We start from the raw sequence: 17,643 nt of genomic DNA, 5'->3' as shown, positions 1-17,643 counted from the left end.
CTTTTGTTATTTCTTGGAACGTTTCGATTGAGAAGCTGCGTAAACACTGACCGCTAACACAAATAAGATTGCAAACCATGTCCAAAATGACATGCTACCGTCTCCTTTTGATGATGCGAGGGTACTTAAACTGTCTTCTTGTTCTTACCAAAAAGTTCCTGCAATCATTTGTTAGCGATTTTTCGTAATAGATAGAGTGCATAGATGATCGATGGGATCGCCATCGCCATAAGAATGAGATGGACACTCCCAAATTAAAGATTCATTGCTAGACTAAAATCTGACACTTTTGTTTCCTCCTACAGCTCAATTCTTCTTCTAGTTACTCTTCTAGAATAATACATTGATTCGTGTTCAACGCCTTACAATTATGTAATAAATTTCAATTCACATTCTTTTTCCAATACTTCACGGTTACACTAAACGTATGAAAAAGAGAAAGTACTCATCGATGGTCTTCTCTTTTCCTTGAATAATTAGCTGATATTGTACACCTGTTTTTGATCAATCATCATTATGAATCAGCTAATCGTTATTTAAAGGAGTGAACGTAGTGCATATCATAACTACCCAATTAATCGAATTCATTCTCGAGAAGTATCAGTTAAATGATTACATTTTCTATGAGTCATCTTACGCTCGACACAAAATAAACGACCAAACCGTCTACTCTTTTGAAACGTTTTGGATTCCGCGAGGTGCATCTGTTATCGAGGAAGAGGATGGAACGATGCTTCCAGAAGGAACCGTGCAGATTACGATTGACCCTGTTACGAAACGAACGACGACGTTATCCTTACACGGTCCGAACTCGATTCATTCCGTGCCTGACGATTTACGTGATTCAACCACTCGGACGGCATGGATCGAATCAGAGACCGATATGATCCATGGTACGCATTTCATGCTCGAAGAAGAAAATGACACTTTTTTCAGTTATGTGAGTTGTCACGAAGGGATTCGGCTGTCTCCCGGTTGTTTCATTCATCTGACATTAACGGAAAACGGTCAACTCGATGAGTTGTTCCTATACGGTCCTCACCCGAGTGATCATCATGTGAATCAGGAACCTTTCGCTTTAACGCTCGAGGACATCGACTCGCTAGCTAAACAACAAATAAAGTGGTTCTCCTATACAAAACCAGGACATCAATACGCGCATACTGTCGTCGAGACGTTCGTGACACAAGAAGGATCAATCCTTGTGCCTAGTAAACTGGATTTCACGTCATCACTCGATCGAAATGACATCTTAACGTGGGCAAATTCGTCAACTTCAATTCTCAAACGCCATCCTTTCCAATCAGCAGCAAGTGTGACAGCAGAGGATGTAATCATGCAGACCGAACATCCTGATTTTCATCCGATTTCGCAAGAGACAGTGAACGCCTGTCGAAACGCGATTCAAAAAATCGTCCAAAACGTCTACCCTAGTGAATCCGGACAATGGATGATTCGTCATATCTACCGGCAACATCCTTACCTTGCTGTCAAATTGTCACGCGCGCATCCGACGTCATATGTTGATCAGCAAAGACGCGTCACGATTCTCCTTGACGAAAAGACGCTTGACTGGATTAGCTTGACCGACGATCAGGAACTCCATACCGCGCTCGCATCCGTTACTCCACCGGAACTCGAAGATCATCAGCAAGACATCATCTTCAACGCATTACGTCCGTACCTTTTACTCACGCCGCGTTATGTGTTTGCCGCTTCAAAAGGTCAATACGTTCTCTGTGGTTTGCTTGACTCGAATCATGCTTACTTACCGGCAACGAACGAAGTCGTTTTAATGCGCGACTTATGAGTTAGTTCAGCCATTGATCTATCCGATTGCTTACGTCTTTCGGGAGATTAAGTCGTCTCAGTTGTTCGAGTCGTTCTCGGTCCACTTCCTGATCAGCAAGACAGTGCTCAATCATCACGACTTTTTGTTCTCGTCCTGGGATCAATTGATAGATGACATACCAATCGACGAGTGACATAAATGGAAGTCCGGTCTCATTAATAATCGTTTGTTCAGCAAACGGATAGATAAAGATCCCCTCGTCATGGCGAATCTGCAGACCGCTCATTAGATCGAGATCGATTCCTTCGATCATAAATTCTTGGAACACTTCCGTCGCGTAAAGTGACGTCTCGTCTTGTTCAACGACAGTTCCCATCTCAGATAACAATAGGACTGCCCGTTCGGCGTCCGCTAACGCGACGACGAGATCGATGTCGCGCGGAGTGACAGGCAGTCCATGATGGTATAACAATAATGAACCACCGATGCCAAAGTGAATCCGTTCTTGCTGCAAACACGCGACGACTTTTTCTAAGACTTGCTCAATACTCATCGTCGGAACCCCGCTGCTCGAAACGGCCCTTCCATCGAAATCGTAAAGATGATCCGGGCAATTTCTTCCGGTGATGTCTCGTTTGGATGGCGCAACCAGGATTCGATGACACCGAGATGGGCGGCTGAGAGATAGGCAATGAGATAATTTTCTGGAACGAGCCGTTCTCCTTGTTCCGGTAGTCCCAAGAACAGAATCTGTTGCATGTAATTACGGACTCGATTCCGAAACATCCCGTCACTCGTCGGACTGAGCAAGATTCGCATCAGCGTCCGATTTTCATAGAGGAAGATCAAAAACGGGATGATGCGCCGGTATGGCGAGTTCTCCTTTTGGTTGATTAAGACAAAGGGAATCTCGCGTTCAAACGTCGCTTCAATCTTTTCAAAAATCTCATTCGTCATCCGCTCGAGTAGTTCGTATTTATCCGCGTAATGATGGTAGAACGTCCCGCGGTTGACTTCCGCCCGATCCGTCAACAACTTAATCGTCACAGCATCAAAACCAACTTCGTCGATCAGCTGAAGGAACGTCTCACGAATCCTCCGGTCGGTCCGAATGACGCGTAAATCCTGTTTTTTCATTGAAATCGCCTCTTTCTTCAACAGTTTGTCGAGATGTGTCGCTTATGCGACAGATGGACGTCAAGTGGTCATTGCTCCCAGTTTATCTCCCTTTTATAATGAAATTAATCAACACGTTGTTCAATAATTATTTCATAAAAGGAGGGAGAATACGATGGATTTACAATTGCACGGTGTATCAAAATCGTTTCATCAACAGAACGTCCTCCAACAGATTGATCTTTTGATTCCGTCCGGTGAGATTTGTGGCTTGCTCGGTCCGTCAGGTTCTGGTAAGACGACACTGATTCGTTTGATGATTGGTGCGATCCAGGCAGACGCAGGTTCGATTCAGATTGGTGACACTTCGATGCCAAGCTTCAAGATGTTATCGCAGATCGGTTTCATGCCACAAAACGATGCCTTATACGAGGATTTATCGGGGCTTGCGAACCTACAGTTTTTCGGTTCCTTATACAACATGTCTCGTCAGGACTTAGCAAAACGAATCGAAGAAGTGTTGACACTCGTCGATTTAACGAATGATCAAAAAAAGCTCGTTCGCCATTATTCCGGCGGGATGAAGAAACGATTGTCCCTCGCCATCTCAATCCTACATCGTCCAAGCATTCTATTCCTGGATGAACCGACCGTCGGGATCGATCCCGTGTTACGCCGCCAGATTTGGAATCAATTCCAAGCGATTCGTGCGCAAGGTACGACGATTGTCGTCTCGACCCACGTCATGGACGAAATCAATGAATGTGACCGGGCAGCATTGATCTATAACGGTCGGATTATCGCCTACGATCCACTCGACCGTTTGCTCGCACAGACTGAAAACGGTCAGGTCGAGGAACTGTTCCTGCTCGCTGGAAAGGACGTGACGTGATGTGGCAACTCGCACGACGGGTCATCCGTCAAACGTTGAACGATAAACGAAGCGTCGGACTGATTTTGCTTGCTCCGTTATTAATCTTCACCTTGATCTATTTCCTACTTGGAAACGATGACTACACGCCTGTCGTTGCCATCAGTCAAGATGTACCGGCTCCCGTCTCACAATCGATCGAAAAACAGGATCTGTCGCTTAAAACGTATAACGGCAGCGATGCTGACGCCTATCTCAAGGACCATGAAACGGTCGACGTCGTCTTAGACATGAAAGACAATCAGCTAGCGTTGAACCTCCGCGAACCTTCGACGAAAAGTTCCAAAGCGTTACGCGAAATTCAAACTGGACTGGCATCCCTGCAACCGACGATGCAACTCGAGACGAACTATCTGTACGGGGATGTTGATCAATCGACCTTTGACGCGCTCGGTTTCGTCTTTTTATCCTTATTCTCGTTCTTTTTCGTCTTTATCTTATCGGCAATGGCACTCGTCAAAGAACGCAGTGGCGGCACGCTCGAGCGCTTGATGATGACACCGATTCGCCAGACCGACGTCATCTTCGGCTATACGCTCGGTTATAGTGTCTTCGCCTCCATCCAGGCAATTCTTGTCGTCCTGTACGCGACGACCGTTCTTGACTTACCGTCTGAAGGTTCGATCATCTGGGTCTTCCTGACGATGCTTGGACTTGCCGTTGTCGCGGTCTTGTTCGGAGCAACGATTTCGATATTTGCCCAATCTGAGCTACAGGTCGTCCAGTTGATTCCCTTTACAATCGTTCCGCAGATCTTCTTCTCCGGTTTGATTCCGCTCGATCTGATCCCATATGGACTTGGTAACATCGGATATATCACTCCGATTTTCTACGGAGCGAGTGCGATCAAAGAGGTACTCGTCTATGGTAACGGTTGGTCGAGCATCTGGCCGTACTGGCTCGGATTATTTCTCTACGGAGCCGCCTTATTCCTGTTGAACATGCTTGCCCTTAACAAGTATCGCGGACATCAAAAAAGACACGGCTGATTACACGAGCCGTGTCTGATTTTGCTTAAGCTGTTCGAGGAAAGCAGTCCGTCGAGAGGGATCGAGTGTCTGCTCTTCCACGTCGGCATAGCGAACGAGCTGATAGATCTCATGCGGGACTGTGACTTCTAAGCGTGTTAACCACTCCGTCAGCGTCTCATGTGTCCGTCGTTGCTGCGCTGAAGCAAGTGACCGATTGAACGCGCGCAACGCTTCACGAATTTCCGATTCAAGGAGTCTGTCTTCTAAGGAGAACTGGACTTCAGGCGTTAGCGAAAGCGATGCAGGAGATCGTTTTGTTGGATAACGAGATCGAAATGACCACTGCATGCGGTTGAACCGTTGTCGACGATAGAGATAGATGATCATTACTAGAGCGACCATCCAAGGAGCCACGCGAGTGATTTGATTGATTGCATCCGTCCATGATCCCTTTCCCACTTCAACAACAGGTTTCTTATCCGGCTCTTTCCGATATCCTTTGTGCCCATTTTTTGAAGAGTCCAGTGCCTTTGTGATCAAATCTTTTTTCGTATAGATGACTTTTTTAGTCGGTAAGATCGTGCTCGGGACATGTACCCAGTTTCCCGTCGACTGATCGATCGGAGGATCGACTAATGCTTGATACGACAGTTTTACACCCTCGACGCCTAAAAATAGCAATACGCATGTCATGAACGTCATTCCAATCATTCGACTTCTCATTTCATTTTGCACCTCCAAAATGAATTGAAATCCTTAACACAAGACCTTTTCCCATATGTTACCATGAAAGGAGGCGATTCAGATGAGTTACGAAAAAGTATTTCAAATGCCGATGTTGCAGCTGTATCAGGTATACCGCCAAAAAGTCGAGCGTAAGCAACGGACACAAGAGGAGCTCGATGACGTGCTGTTCTGGTTGACCGGACACACGCCATCAACTCTTGAACAAGCCATACAAACCCAAACCGTCGCAACCTTTTTCGAGCACGCACCCGACCTGAACGAACGCCGCTTTCTTGTCACTGGCGTCATCTGCGGGATTCGTGTGGAACATCTAACGGATCCGTTAATTCGTAACATCCGGATTCTTGATAAACTCGTTGACGAACTGGCGAAAGGAAAAGCATTAGCTAAAGTCTTACGATAAGGAGGAATGCTGATTTCTACGATACTCAGTACACTGGCCATCCTCATCATGGTTACCAGTGTGGCTTATTTCACCGTCTATCAAGTTAAACGAAATAAAGGAACCCATCGTTCCCCCGTCTATCGACTTGTCTTTAGTGGTCTGTTGGTCGGCTTGATGGTCAGTTATTTTTTGTTGACGTGAGTCGTGATTTTCAGTTTTTGATTTAAACAATAAAATCATTAATACAGTATTTGAAATAATAAAGGAGGTATATGCCTGAAACTTCGAAAATGGATCCTTCCACTTTTATTGCTCACCTGTCTCGTCTCACCGAATGCTGCGACGTCGTATGTGAAATGGACGATCGCTCCGGCTGGTCACTATCTCGAAAGGCTTCAAGCGGCTGACATTTCTTATAAATTTCGGCAACAGACGCTCTACATTCAAGAAAAGGATTTGCATCGCGTCACGACGTGCTGTACGTAATTCCTATACAAAATCCCCTCATTTCAGTCCGAAATGAGGGATTTTGTATAGGAAAAGATTTAGCGAATCGTTTTCAGCGCCTTTGCCCACGGGATGACTTGATCGAGCATCTGGTTGACCGATGTTTCTTGAACGGCTGCCGCTTTTAAAACCGATCCATTCTCGAAATCAGTGAACAAGGATAACGCTGGATGCACCCGGACATCGGCAATCAATAACTCACCGAGGATGCCACGCAAGTGTTCTGCCGCCCGAGCTCCACCGACAGAACCGTAAGAGACGATCCCTGCTGCTTTATTGTTCCATTCGACCCGTAGATAATCGAGCGCGTTCTTGAGTGACGCTGCGATTGAGTGGTTGTATTCCTGAACGATGAAGACGAATCCGTCTTGTGCTGCGACATCCTTCGACCAAGCAGCAGCACCTGATGCATCCGCGTCTTTTTCACCTAGAAGCGGTAATTTATAGTCGGCGATATCAAGAATCGTGTAGTTTGCATCCCCCCGTTGATCCGCGAGTTGTTTGACCCAGTTCCCGACTTGTGGGCTGAGACGTCCTTCACGTGTAGATCCTAAGATGATCCCAATGTTTAATTTCTCCATTTTTATTTCCTCCTCTTATTTAGATGCTGTCAGTTCACTTTCCTATTAAAGATATTCTTTTTCGATGTTGCGCGTACTCCGGACCGTATCGATTGGACGGACCATTTGTTCGATCTGTGCTCGTTGTGGCTCGAGGAATGGTGGTAATGACAATTTCTCCCCGACCGTTTCGTATGGCTCATCACCCATGAAACCAGGACCATCTGTTGCCCATTCGAACAAGACACCGCGCGCGACACGAGCGTAGAGCGATTCGAAGAAGAAGCGATCGACGTAACCGGACGTGTTGAAGCGTAGCTGTTGCATCCGCTCGATCCATTCCTGTAAGGCAGCCGTATCTTCGACGCGGAAGGCGACGTGGTGCACTGTTCCGAATCCTTGACGTCCGCTTGGTAGAACGACGTTATGCTCGACGATGACTTGGGCACCATTTCCGCCTTCACCCATCTCAAACAAATGCAGTGAACCAGCTTGATCGACTTCGCGCATCAACATCGCTTGTTCGAGTACCGCTTTTAAATTGTCGAATTCCGCGATCCGGATGTGAATTGGACCGAGTCCCGTGATTGCGAACTCGAGTGGCACCGGACCGTTTTGCCACGGTCTGCCGGAAGCGACACCTTGATTATGCTCGTCAGAGATCAACATGTATTGTTGCTCATCGAAATCGACGAACGAGAGCGTCTGCTTGCCGAATTGTTCTTTGATACCACGGTGCTTGACGTCGTATTTGTCAAAGCGTTTAATCCAGTATTCAAGTGCCGCATCCGTTGGAACACGGAACGCCGTCTTGAAGATTTCATTCGTTCCGTGTGATCCTTTTTGAATACCAGGGAAATCAAAGAACGTCATATCCGTGCCGGCAGATCCTTTATCATCGGCGAAGAATAAGTGATACGTCTGGATGTCATCCTGATTCACGGTCTTCTTGACCAATCGCATTCCTAGGACGTTCGTAAAGAAGTCATAGTTTTTCTCGGCACTGCTCGTAATCGCCGTCACGTGGTGGATTCCTTTTAGTTCATTCATGAAAAATCGCTCCTTTAATCGTTATTACCTCGAATTCGAGATATCAGTCTAAAAAATTTTATTGTTTTTTTGCTTGATAGCCGATTGTTTTGGCTGTCTCGATGAATGCTTCGAGGTCTGACGGGGCTATTCCTTGAAATACTTGATTAATCGCTTGCTCGTGCTTTGGAAAAATCGTTTCCATCAGTTGTTGCCCTTCAGAGGTCAGTTCCGCAAATGTCACGCGCCGATCTTCTGGACATGCTTTACGGAAGACATAATTCTTTTTTTCGAGCTTATCGATGACATAGGTGATGCTACTGCTCGTAATCAAGACTTTTTTCCCAATCAATTGAATCGGTTGCCTGCCCCTGTGAAACAGCAACTCAAGAACCGAAAAATCCGTCGGGTTCAGCCCCCACTGCGCAACGTCCTTCTTGATGACTTCATGTAACGCGTCGACTGCGCGCACCATGACCGTCAATGCTTTCAAGTTCGGATTCGGTAGTGTCATTTCGTTCACCCCTTTTTATCTTCAATTCATATATCTTTAATTCGAGATAAATATACCATCCAGATTTTTGTTCGTCAACTGTTTTGATTCACTTTTAATCACGATGATGAACACAACGGATGTTCGAAGCGTTCATCATCATTTAAAACAAAGCACGTACCCTTCTCCTAATCGAGAGTGATCGGTCTCAGATTGAATATACGCCGTATTGTCAGGTAATCCGATCGCATAATTCATTTGAGGCAGGTATTCCTGAAAACGAGCTGCTCGTTTTTCCTGATTCAAATGAGGACAGAGACAACCGCTCAGCCAACCTTGCCCCAAATCCAGGCAATAGCCCGTTCCGCCCTCACTCGTTCGGATTCCGTATGTCATCGCATAGATTGCTCTAGCGCTGACACCGACGTACCATGCTGTGATTCGGTATACGGTCAAAGTTCCTCCTTGCTCATCGAGCTTTTCACGTCCTCGATCTCCCCCGTCAGTTGTTCGATCCGTAAACGTGTCGCCTCCATCATATCGTATACCCCGTGAACGGAACCGGTGTCGACAATCGAATCCAAGTCGATGGTTTACCAAAGACAGACGCGTCATCGAGAAAAAGTTCTAAAGTTGCAACAGACGTCGTTTGCAACTTGACCATGAAGTTATAGCTACCGGTCAGGCGGTGGCACTCGACGACTTCTGGATGTCCTTTACAAAATTCAATTAAGCCTGCGCAACGTGTCTCTTCGAACATGACGATCGCGAGTAACCCTAGCGCTAGTGCTTCTGGATTAATGACAGCGCGGAATCCTTCGATGATCCCTGCGTCCTCCATTTTCCGGACCCGTTCGATGACGGCTGGTGCCGATAACCCGATCTGTCGTCCGAGTTCCGACCATGGGATCCGTGCATCATCTTGCAGAATCCGGACAATCTGTTGATCAATTTGGTCCATTTTCCATCCTCCTTCTGGTTCAAAACCACTTTCTTCAAATTAACATGGAATCAAAGGAAAATATAGCCTTTTACTTTGTTCTGCTGCTGTGTTCATTGAATAGTATTTCTTATACTACTAATAGGAGGTGATACGCATGGAACCAACCTGTGTCCGGTGCCAAGAAACGATTGAAACGACGGTCTATCAATGTTCACATGCTTGTACGTTTTGCGAACCATGTACAAAAACGCTCGATCATATTTGTCAAAACTGTGGGGAGCTGCTCGAACCCGCCACGCCAGTCACTACATAAAAAGACGGATGCCTCGGCACCCGTCTTTTGTCTATTCAGATCGTTTCTTGTGATTGCCGCTCGGATAGTCGTTCCTTTGCCTGTTCCTGGTGCGGTTTGATCGCCGACTCGCCAATCGAGTAACGCATGTGTCTTCCGAATGCCATAATCAAGTGTCAATAACCAGTATACGGCATCATTCGAGTCAGGATGGGAACGAATCATCGCATCGATCGCTTGATACGTCTCAAGCCGTTCTTCGAGCAATCATGCATGCTCCTGAATTTTCTGCAAGGAGACCTCTTTTGAAGCATGCCGCGCAAAATAGAGCTTCAATAACAAGTCGTTTCGTTGCACCGGCAGTTCGATGGACGGTTCAGCGATCCACCGCGCGAGCTCCACATGTCCGTTTTCCGTCAGGGCGAATTGTTTTCGTTCCCCATTCGTGACCTCTTCCACGATCAATCCTCTCGCCTCTAACCGTTTAAGCGTCGGATAGACTTGTCCGAAGTTGATTTTCCAAAAGTGATTCAAGTTCGTGTCGATCGTATGTTTCATCTCATAACCAGACGTACATCCGCTGGCGAGGAGTCCGAGAATCGCATAACGGGCATGTTTTCTTTTGGCATCGGTCCCTCCTCTATCTAAAAGATACTATCTTTTAGATAGAGTTACCGTTCATTTAAATGCCAAACAGGAAATTTACTGGATGGAGCAGGAATTCTCGTTTTAAATCCGAATTCTTGTTCACATACTTAATTAAAAGGAGTTCTCACATGACATACGCTAAAGCTTCTATCTTTTTTAGTCTGATTGGTCTGTTCATTGCCTATATGATTTTCCCACCAATTAACTGGCCATTCGGTCCAAACTCGATGATTACGATTCCAATCGGACTTGGGATCGTCGCCATCAAACGACGGGAGCCCGGGATTCTTAAATATGTCAGTCTCGCCTGTGCCATTCCGCTCGGTGTGCTGCTACTACTCTTTCTCGGTTTCATCTTCAGCGGTCAAATTTAATCGTCTTTCTATAGATGTTCATGAGACGCTTTCTTGAGGGCATCGAATGTCAACCGGTGAATCGCTGGACTCGACATCGCATCTAACCATTCGTTCGCCGTTCGCCCAGTATATTTTTCAAGAACTAACGCCAATACAAGTCCATGTGTCGCGACGACCACTCGGTGGTGCGGGTGGGTTTTACGTAGCTGATCGATGACTGTTAGAGCACGATTACGTGCTATTTGATTCGACTCTCCGCCACTTTGCGCGTAATCATCATTTTGAAATGATCGCTTCAACAGTTCTTCTAGCCGTTCAGGCGATAAACTTTCGTCTGTTTCCTAAAAACGCCGTTCCTGAAACGCTACCTCGTAGATTCGCAAACCTCGTTGCTCAGCAAGTGGGCGAACGGAGTCTACCGTCCGTCACATCGGACTCGAATATATGGCGTCAATCGGCAGCGCTTCAAAGAACGCTACGAGTTTCTGCGCTTGTTCTTGACCTGCATCCGTTAATCCCCGCCCTCGATCACTGCCTGTTTTGATCGATTCGCAGTGGCATGAAATAGAGCGTCCTCATCGCAACTGGACCCACTTTCCTTCAGAAATTACGTCTACATTCGAACCGATGACACGAATCGCTGTCGCGTCGTCGATCGCGTACGCTGGATTCGTCAGCCTCTTTGCCCACTCTTTTGCTGCTTGCATATGATTATCTGGTAACTGCGGGTGATCGAGATGCGGGAAGATCGAAAAATCAACGAGACCTAATGTTATGTCCGATTGCTCCGGCGTCTTTTTCCATTCAACAAAATCCGTTCCGATTCGTGGTGTCAGAATCATGCTACCTGCGCTCATCCCGACATAAACCCCTGTCAAATTCGGTAACATGCGATCAAAACCCGATTCGACGAACCAGTGATGTAGAAAGAGTGGATCACCACCATTAACGAGAATGACATCCGCTTGTTCGACCGCTGGTTGCCAAATTGCTGGATCAATTACCGAGACCGCTGATAATTCCAACAGACCGACTGACTTCCATCCTAAATCGACCATCGGTGCCTCATCTTTTCCTTGAATGAAGTTGACAGCGAGGTCCGTTCCTCTGCCTAATGCGTAGGATGCTGTCGTGATCGCGATGGCATGGCATTCCTCAATCGGTTTTCTGAGCATCTCACGTAACGCGTTGTGAATCGATGGATTTTGTACCCCACCTGAAGTTAATAGATAGTCCATCGTGACACCTCCTGTTCTTTGCTTCAGTTTACAATATTTGTGCGTTTCTGGTATCCTTACTTTTATTCCCACTAGAATAGGAGGAATCATATGTCTTTCGACTTAATGACGTTAACTGAAACGACGTTACACTATCGTCTGATTCTCGGAACTTCCGATCAACCAACGTTTATCTTTGAAAATGGATATGGACAAGATCTTTCAACCTGGCAACCAATCATGGATCAAGTTGAAGGACTTGGAACGATTTTGATGTATGACCGTACGAACATCGGTGGTAGTATGCAGCATGATTCCGAGACTAGTCGCCAGAGCGTGAATCGCCTTCGCCGTTTGATCGATACCTTATCTCTCAAACCACCCTTTATTCTTGTGGGTCATTCCTATGGCGGCACGTTAGTTCGACAATTTGCATCGCAATATTCAAGTGAAATAAAAGGTCTATTGCTCATCGATGCAACACCAGAATCCTACATTCAACGCTTCTTACCAGTAATGCCAAACACGTTCCAATCCATATACAAAAAACAATTCACGCTCGAATGTACATACGAAGATTTTAAAGAGAGTATTGAAGCGACGAACGTCGATGTCCTCTACCCATTTCCAGTCGTTGTTCTGTCTGCTGGTAAAAAGGATCATTATTCGCGTGAGGCGCAACTATTGTGGCACGAATTGCAACGACAAACTGCTGCACAGTCGATCCAAGGGTTGTTGATCGAAGTTCCAAACAGCCGGCACTTCATTCAACAGGATGCCCCCCATATTGTTGTCGATGCGTTACATCGTTTGATTTCAGTTGCTTCTTAAGCTCTTTTCAAAGGAACTATTTCCCATTTCCAAACGTATACTTAATGTAAGCTTGATTCGACACACTGATTGGAGGCACATATGTATTCGATTCCTAGCTACTTCATACTCTACTTAAAAATCATGCTGACGGATAAGATTCCGGTCTTTTGGTCGTTGATCTTCCCGTTGATTCTCGCGTTCGTCTTCGGGTCACGACTCGATTTCACAGAGAGCAGTTTCCTCTCATTCCTCGCGCTCTTTTGGGGTTATATCTTACTTTCGATTTATGTCAACGGCATCGGTCTCCAACTTGCTCGGATGCGGGAACATGGTTTGATGAAGACGTATATCATGATTTCCGGTAGTAAGATTGGTTGTATTCTCGCACTCGTTCTTGTTCAGCTCGTATTTGCAGCCGTTAGTTTAACGGTCTTTACGACGATTCTGATGCTTGTGTTCGGCTTCTTCTCACCTTTAACGTTGTTACTCGCTTATCTCGTCTTGGTGCTCAGCATCCCGCTTGCTTTTGCAAGCATCGCCTTGACGATGCTTCCGGCTAAGATTTCGAGTATGTCGACATTAATCAACATCGTCATGTATCCTCTGTTCTTGTTCGCGAATAGCCAACCGGATCGCTGGTACAGTTACTTGAATCCTTTTTATGTCATAAAAACACTTGGCCTCGCCGTCTCTGAGCACGTTACGGGAGCATCGTTACTTATCTTGACCGTCGTACTCGTCGTTTATCTGTTACTTGGTCTATTCTCTGTCAAACGCTTTAATCTCATGTCATTACTGACCCGATAGGAGGATTCAGATGCACGTTCAACACGTTCGCTTCAACTATCCGAAATCACCTGATCTGTTACACAATGTCTCCTTTTCGCTTGTTCCCGGGAAACTGAACGTCTTGATCGGGATGAACGGTGCCGGGAAAACGACACTGTTTGATTGCATGACCGGTGCTTTACCGATCACGTCCGGCGAACTGGACTTACCCGATATCTCGGACATTCTCTATTTGACGCAATTCATCTATTACTCGGATGAATTAAAGGGCAAGGATGTCGCCGTCTTCGTCGGTCGGCTCGCTCGTTTGAAAGCATATCGCAAACAAGAGACCTATACGCGTCATCTGAAACAGCCACGAGAGCTCGATCTATTCGCTCATCTATGGGAGATGAAAATTGGTAAGATGTCCGCTGGTGAAAAGAAATGGTTGTTCGTCACCCTGTTGACGACAGTACCGCGTTCGCTCTACATTTTTGACGAGCCGACAAGTGGCGTTGATCCGGCAACACGACTTCATATCATGCGACGCTTCGAGCAGATGACAGCAAACGGTCAAACGTGCCTCTTCTCGACGCATCAATTACACGATCTATTACATACCGATGCCCACGTCATCTTCCTCCATCAAGGTCGTATTTTGTACGAAGGCGACTTCAAGGATTGGTTGAACCGATTTGAGACGACAGATCCGGACGTCGCGTTCGTCCAAATGCTTGAACTAGCAGGGTAACGTTAACCACCTCTCTTTTGGAGGTGGTTTTTTTGTAATATTTGAAATGTAGGTTTTCGAAAAACATGTACAGGATATACACATTATAAGAAAGGAGGTCGTCCGATGAACTTCATTTCCGGTCAAGCATTTATCACGATGATGGATTCACTTTTCAACGAAGAGGAATGGAATCGACACGTCTTATACATCACTGCGAATTCAGCAGCGATCCACTTACAAAAACGATCTACCACCATTCTCTCGCATCCTATGGAATATCAGATTTCGTTTCTCGTGCATTTACCAACGCTAGAAAAACGACTGATCGTCAAATCGAATCAACAGGAGACGCGTCAATTTTTCTTTGATTCAATGGCTTCCATCGATTGTATGTGCACTAGTTTGATGCCATGGACGAATCCAGGGCGATTCAATAAGGAGGAAAACGTTCATGTCCACCAACACTCTTGAAGAACGCATGAATGCCGTCCTCGATTGTTTGGCGGCCGCAAAGGACTACCAACGCATCGCCGGACGGCATGAGGTGTCGTATCAACAATTGTATAACTGGGTCCGGCGCTATGAGAGCGGTGGTATTCCTGCCCTGACGGATCGCCGTGGTCGGAAGTTACGAAGCGAACGATTTACTTCGACTCAGCATACGCCTTGAACCGATCAAGGATCGCCTGCCAGCCCGCTTGTTGCATTTCAGGCGGGTTGATTGTTTCGGCATCAAACGATTCGACGACTTCGGTTTGTTCCCCGTTCCGAGTGAAGTCGATCGTCACCTGACGACCATCCTCAAGGACATACGCAATGCGTTCGTAAGGAATGATTGCCTCATATGTACCCGTGAAATCAAATCCCATGCTACCGTCTTTTGCTTCCATTCGATTCGTGAATTGACCACCGACCGTCAAATCATTCGTTGACGCCGTCGTATGCCAATCGTCAGACGCTGCGTTCCAGCGTTTGATGTCTTCCGGTGCGTTCCAGATCTCCCACACGGTCTCGACCGGACGGTCAATCACAGCTTGAATCGTTAGTTTCGTCATCTTTTTTCCTCCTTACTAATTGAAGTTCCCTCCCTATTTCGAGGACGATTAAATGAATTCCTTGTTATTTTCGATTAATTCAGGTGTTAATTTGAACGCTTTGTTTTCCATACCATGAACATTAGAATCGCCGGAATGAGACAGATGATTGCATCGGTAACGGTCGGCAGTCGTAACGCGGGACTTGTTAAAAACCGAACGCCTTCCACTGTCCAAATCGTTAACATTAAGGCGGTCAACGCTGCAAGCCGCCAGCGTCTCGGTATACGGATCCAGTAAGCGAGGAGTCGCTCCGATAACTTCATCTTCCTTCCACCTTTCGGACCGCTCTCAGGAAGCTTTGTTCCGTCTTATAGGAGGTGTCGCGCCACATGAAACGTTTCGTATGTTTGAACGTGTTTTGTTCAAACTGGTTCCCAGAACTCGTCTTGAAGTAATGGGCGACACTTAACGAACCATCGAATGTGTTCCCGATGATCGTGTTGTCATGGACATCATGCTGGACGAGCAATTGACCACCCTCGAGCCCTTTCGTATCATTCCCGATCAGCTGATTTTGCTCGATCCGGACACGTTTTGTACCGCCTCGCTTCGTGTCATACCCACCGATCGCAATTCCGGTGTAGACATTTTGCCGTACACCATTCTGGCGGACGATGACATCTTCTGCGTATCGTCCGGCATGTTCACTCGTCACTTCAATCCCGATATCACTCGCTTCGACGAGATTTTTCTCGATCGTCAAATTCTTCCCACCATCGACATAGATACCGGCTGCGCTGTATTCCTTCCCGTAAGCAGGATTGCCGTAGCTCGACGTCCGGTAGACACGATTTTCCGACACGACGCCCTCACGGACGTAGTCGTCTTTTTTCGACTGAGCAATCCCTTCGTGTCCGATCAAATCAATGCCGATGTTGTCGTTATCACGTACGACGTTCTTCGTCACCCGGAAATGTTTGACGTTCCCGTTTAAGACGAGGGCTTCACTGAAACCGAGACGATTCTGCTCGACTCGGTTGCCGGTGATCGTCAGGTGACGAATCGCTCTCGTTCCGTAGACGGCGATGCCGTGTGCATTTCCGTCTTTCGCGAGCGTCTTGATCTGGCGAACCGTATTGTTCTTCAAGGTGATGTGTGATCCTGATCCCGTGACCAAAATGCCGATCGGTGTCGCGTCCGACCGTTTCGACTGAACGGCTTCGATCGTCAGTCCTTGGATTGTCACATATTTTTGATCCTTGATCTGGATGATCGGTAAGGTTGCGTCTCGATCTTTAATGTTTTCCCCATTTAAGACGACTCGTTCTTGTTTATAATTCCGAAAGACGATTGGATGTTGTTTCGTTCCACTTTGTCTAACGTTCAGCTTCTCTTGATACGTTCCTTTTCGCAAGTAGACTGTCGTACCCGCAGTCGCTTTTAGTGTCGCCTGTCGGATTGTTTTAAACGGATGCTTCAACGTGCCGGTATTTTTATCACTGCCGTTTGGTGCGACGTATAACGATTTTGCCGTCGATTCGGCCTCTTCCCCCGTCGAGGTACAACCGACGAGCAGGACGATTGCTAATAACCATTTGCCGTTCATGATTTCCTCCTTTATTTAGCGAGAACATTGTTGGTATAATCTAGGTATCATTTCTAATTTTTTGAATATTTAATTTTATCCCGATTTACTATGACTATGGAAAAGAGGATCACGTCATGAAATATGCGCTATTTTTCACCCTCCCCTTCTTGCTTGCTGGTTGCACAACGGAAGCAACCGTCCTTCCTAAAGAGACCGTCAAGATCAAGAAGTCGTACTTTTCGATCACACCCTCTACCGCAAAGGACGAGTCGCAGCAACAGCGGACATTTTTCTTAACTGGTACACTCGATCGCAAACTCCAGCTCAAAGCGGTTCAATTTGACGATACAGAACCCCCAGAGGTGCTAATCGACAAATCGATTCCTGCCGGTACATATGATCGCACACCGTTCCAGTTGACGTATGATTTGAACCTGCTCAAGGATTCGCATGCCTTCACCTATTCGCTTGATGCGAAGAATGGTATTCCTGAGACGAAAACGGTCTATACCTTACCTCAAAATGTCCAGACTGACAGCGGTCAATTCAATGATCAGAAACAGACGAATGCTTCGTTCTATCCCTTACTCCTCAAACGCTATACGACAGGAGAATCGATCATCGGTCGCTCGATCGACACATTATCCTCTCCTCACCTAAAGGTCAGAAAACAAGAAGGCGCAATTTTGATCTATTTGACGAAATCACGATAAG

At 46.4% G+C, this 17,643-nt stretch carries 26 protein-coding genes and 2 pseudogenes; 13 read left to right on the top strand and 15 right to left on the bottom strand.

Translation table 11 applies throughout. The features are described from left to right. The first annotated feature begins 553 nt into the window (after positions 1-553). A complete protein-coding gene (locus Q9R23_RS05065; RefSeq protein WP_311246549.1) occupies positions 554-1,810 on the top strand; it encodes a hypothetical protein in 1,257 nt (418 codons plus the stop codon). 1 nt (position 1,811) lies between these two features. Here Q9R23_RS05065 and Q9R23_RS05060 read toward each other — a convergent pair whose 3' ends face one another. Together Q9R23_RS05060 and Q9R23_RS05055 are read right to left on the bottom strand one after the other, a co-directional pair. Further along, positions 1,812-2,345, bottom strand: a complete 534-nt coding sequence (locus Q9R23_RS05060; protein ID WP_214853982.1) for a nucleotidyltransferase family protein — start codon at positions 2,343-2,345, stop codon at positions 1,812-1,814. Continuing rightward, positions 2,342-2,929 (bottom strand): TetR/AcrR family transcriptional regulator, encoded by a 588-nt coding sequence (locus tag Q9R23_RS05055; protein WP_214853985.1) that lies wholly within the window; start codon positions 2,927-2,929, stop codon positions 2,342-2,344. The genes Q9R23_RS05060 and Q9R23_RS05055 overlap by 4 nt, the downstream gene beginning before the upstream one ends. A 154-nt stretch (positions 2,930-3,083) precedes the next feature. Between Q9R23_RS05055 and Q9R23_RS05050 the strand changes: the two genes are divergently transcribed. Continuing rightward, entirely contained in the window at positions 3,084-3,800 is a 717-nt protein-coding gene (locus tag Q9R23_RS05050; RefSeq protein WP_214853989.1) for an ABC transporter ATP-binding protein, read from the top strand. Next, complete coding sequence (locus Q9R23_RS05045) at positions 3,800-4,828, top strand: ABC transporter permease (RefSeq protein WP_214853995.1); 1,029 nt, start codon at positions 3,800-3,802, stop codon at positions 4,826-4,828. The genes Q9R23_RS05050 and Q9R23_RS05045 overlap by 1 nt, the downstream gene beginning before the upstream one ends. On the opposite strand, the gene Q9R23_RS05040 is transcribed toward Q9R23_RS05045, so the two are convergent. Further along, positions 4,829-5,521, bottom strand: a complete 693-nt coding sequence (locus tag Q9R23_RS05040; RefSeq protein ID WP_311246548.1) for a hypothetical protein — start codon at positions 5,519-5,521, stop codon at positions 4,829-4,831. It abuts the gene before it with no gap. Positions 5,522-5,615: 94 nt separating this feature from the next. Here Q9R23_RS05040 and Q9R23_RS05035 point away from each other — a divergent pair, with 94 nt between their 5' ends. Then, a complete protein-coding gene (locus Q9R23_RS05035; protein WP_214854001.1) occupies positions 5,616-5,960 on the top strand; it encodes a DUF2200 domain-containing protein in 345 nt (114 codons plus the stop codon). A 6-nt stretch (positions 5,961-5,966) separates the two neighbouring features. Next, complete coding sequence (locus tag Q9R23_RS05030) at positions 5,967-6,143, top strand: hypothetical protein (protein WP_214854004.1); 177 nt, start codon at positions 5,967-5,969, stop codon at positions 6,141-6,143. Between the two features lie 344 nt (positions 6,144-6,487). Here Q9R23_RS05030 and Q9R23_RS05025 read toward each other — a convergent pair whose 3' ends face one another. The 5 genes from Q9R23_RS05025 to Q9R23_RS05005 all read right to left on the bottom strand — a co-directional run bounded on the left by Q9R23_RS05025 (position 6,488) and on the right by Q9R23_RS05005 (position 9,492). Further along, positions 6,488-7,030: an NADPH-dependent FMN reductase gene (locus Q9R23_RS05025; protein WP_311246547.1), complete on the bottom strand. Its 543-nt coding sequence runs from the start codon at positions 7,028-7,030 to the stop codon at positions 6,488-6,490. Positions 7,031-7,075: 45 nt separating this feature from the next. Continuing rightward, on the bottom strand, positions 7,076-8,059 hold the full coding sequence (locus tag Q9R23_RS05020) for a ring-cleaving dioxygenase (protein WP_311246546.1): 984 nt from the start codon (positions 8,057-8,059) through the stop codon (positions 7,076-7,078). A gap of 58 nt (positions 8,060-8,117) precedes the next feature. Beyond that, on the bottom strand, positions 8,118-8,552 hold the full coding sequence (locus tag Q9R23_RS05015) for a MarR family winged helix-turn-helix transcriptional regulator (RefSeq protein WP_311246545.1): 435 nt from the start codon (positions 8,550-8,552) through the stop codon (positions 8,118-8,120). Between the two features lie 138 nt (positions 8,553-8,690). Continuing rightward, on the bottom strand, positions 8,691-8,987 hold the full coding sequence (locus Q9R23_RS05010; RefSeq protein ID WP_311246544.1) for a type 1 glutamine amidotransferase family protein: 297 nt from the start codon (positions 8,985-8,987) through the stop codon (positions 8,691-8,693). Positions 8,988-9,066: 79 nt separating this feature from the next. After that, positions 9,067-9,492 (bottom strand): Lrp/AsnC family transcriptional regulator, encoded by a 426-nt coding sequence (locus tag Q9R23_RS05005; protein WP_311246543.1) that lies wholly within the window; start codon positions 9,490-9,492, stop codon positions 9,067-9,069. A 136-nt stretch (positions 9,493-9,628) separates the two neighbouring features. On the opposite strand from Q9R23_RS05005, the pseudogene Q9R23_RS05000 reads away from it, so the two are divergent. After that, positions 9,629-9,694, top strand: a pseudogene (locus tag Q9R23_RS05000) (hypothetical protein); the annotation flags it as partial. On the opposite strand, the gene Q9R23_RS04995 reads toward Q9R23_RS05000, so the two are convergent. Then, positions 9,686-9,991 carry a hypothetical protein gene (locus Q9R23_RS04995; RefSeq protein WP_311246556.1) on the bottom strand — a complete coding sequence of 102 codons (306 nt, stop codon included), beginning with the start codon at positions 9,989-9,991 and terminating at the stop codon, positions 9,686-9,688. The pseudogene Q9R23_RS05000 and the gene Q9R23_RS04995 sit on opposite strands and share 9 nt — an antisense overlap. A gap of 42 nt (positions 9,992-10,033) precedes the next feature. Then, positions 10,034-10,324, bottom strand: coding sequence for a PadR family transcriptional regulator (locus tag Q9R23_RS04990; protein ID WP_311246542.1), 291 nt, complete (start codon positions 10,322-10,324; stop codon positions 10,034-10,036). Positions 10,325-10,542: 218 nt separating this feature from the next. On the opposite strand from Q9R23_RS04990, the gene Q9R23_RS04985 reads away from it, so the two are divergent. Continuing rightward, positions 10,543-10,788, top strand: coding sequence for a hypothetical protein (locus Q9R23_RS04985; RefSeq protein WP_311246541.1), 246 nt, complete (start codon positions 10,543-10,545; stop codon positions 10,786-10,788). A gap of 8 nt (positions 10,789-10,796) precedes the next feature. Here the strand turns inward: Q9R23_RS04985 and Q9R23_RS04980 are convergent. Next, a pseudogene (locus Q9R23_RS04980) lies at positions 10,797-11,315 on the bottom strand (histidine phosphatase family protein). A 30-nt stretch (positions 11,316-11,345) separates the two neighbouring features. After that, complete coding sequence (locus Q9R23_RS04975) at positions 11,346-12,008, bottom strand: Type 1 glutamine amidotransferase-like domain-containing protein (protein WP_311246540.1); 663 nt, start codon at positions 12,006-12,008, stop codon at positions 11,346-11,348. 90 nt (positions 12,009-12,098) lie between these two features. Between Q9R23_RS04975 and Q9R23_RS04970 the strand changes: the two genes are divergently transcribed. From Q9R23_RS04970 to Q9R23_RS04950, 5 genes are all read left to right on the top strand, one after another. Further along, entirely contained in the window at positions 12,099-12,818 is a 720-nt protein-coding gene (locus Q9R23_RS04970; RefSeq protein WP_311246539.1) for an alpha/beta fold hydrolase, read from the top strand. 81 nt (positions 12,819-12,899) lie between these two features. Continuing rightward, the gene (locus Q9R23_RS04965; RefSeq protein WP_311246538.1) at positions 12,900-13,607 is read left to right on the top strand and encodes a hypothetical protein; all 708 of its coding nucleotides are present in this window, start codon (positions 12,900-12,902) and stop codon (positions 13,605-13,607) included. Between the two features lie 10 nt (positions 13,608-13,617). Beyond that, positions 13,618-14,322, top strand: coding sequence for an ABC transporter ATP-binding protein (locus Q9R23_RS04960; RefSeq protein ID WP_311246537.1), 705 nt, complete (start codon positions 13,618-13,620; stop codon positions 14,320-14,322). Positions 14,323-14,427: 105 nt separating this feature from the next. Next, positions 14,428-14,775: a hypothetical protein gene (locus Q9R23_RS04955; RefSeq protein WP_311246536.1), complete on the top strand. Its 348-nt coding sequence runs from the start codon at positions 14,428-14,430 to the stop codon at positions 14,773-14,775. Further along, positions 14,756-14,974 (top strand): helix-turn-helix domain-containing protein, encoded by a 219-nt coding sequence (locus Q9R23_RS04950; RefSeq protein ID WP_214854034.1) that lies wholly within the window; start codon positions 14,756-14,758, stop codon positions 14,972-14,974. The genes Q9R23_RS04955 and Q9R23_RS04950 overlap by 20 nt, the downstream gene beginning before the upstream one ends. Here the strand turns inward: Q9R23_RS04950 and Q9R23_RS04945 are convergent. From Q9R23_RS04945 to Q9R23_RS04935, 3 genes are all read right to left on the bottom strand, one after another. Continuing rightward, positions 14,949-15,359 carry an SRPBCC family protein gene (locus Q9R23_RS04945; RefSeq protein WP_311246535.1) on the bottom strand — a complete coding sequence of 137 codons (411 nt, stop codon included), beginning with the start codon at positions 15,357-15,359 and terminating at the stop codon, positions 14,949-14,951. The genes Q9R23_RS04950 and Q9R23_RS04945 overlap by 26 nt on opposite strands. Positions 15,360-15,445: 86 nt before the next feature. After that, positions 15,446-15,664 carry a hypothetical protein gene (locus Q9R23_RS04940; RefSeq protein WP_311246534.1) on the bottom strand — a complete coding sequence of 73 codons (219 nt, stop codon included), beginning with the start codon at positions 15,662-15,664 and terminating at the stop codon, positions 15,446-15,448. Then, a complete protein-coding gene (locus tag Q9R23_RS04935; protein ID WP_311246533.1) occupies positions 15,661-16,947 on the bottom strand; it encodes a right-handed parallel beta-helix repeat-containing protein in 1,287 nt (428 codons plus the stop codon). The genes Q9R23_RS04940 and Q9R23_RS04935 overlap by 4 nt, the downstream gene beginning before the upstream one ends. A 116-nt stretch (positions 16,948-17,063) precedes the next feature. Between Q9R23_RS04935 and Q9R23_RS04930 the strand changes: the two genes are divergently transcribed. Continuing rightward, complete coding sequence (locus tag Q9R23_RS04930; RefSeq protein WP_311246532.1) at positions 17,064-17,642, top strand: hypothetical protein; 579 nt, start codon at positions 17,064-17,066, stop codon at positions 17,640-17,642. Position 17,643 lies beyond the last annotated feature (1 nt).

The organism is Exiguobacterium sp. BRG2 (assembly GCF_031844245.1).
Classification (GTDB): Bacteria; Bacillota; Bacilli; order Exiguobacteriales; family Exiguobacteriaceae; genus Exiguobacterium_A.
The sequence above is the reverse complement of the archived record's forward strand: the minus strand, read 5'-3'. Positions and strand labels throughout refer to the sequence as shown.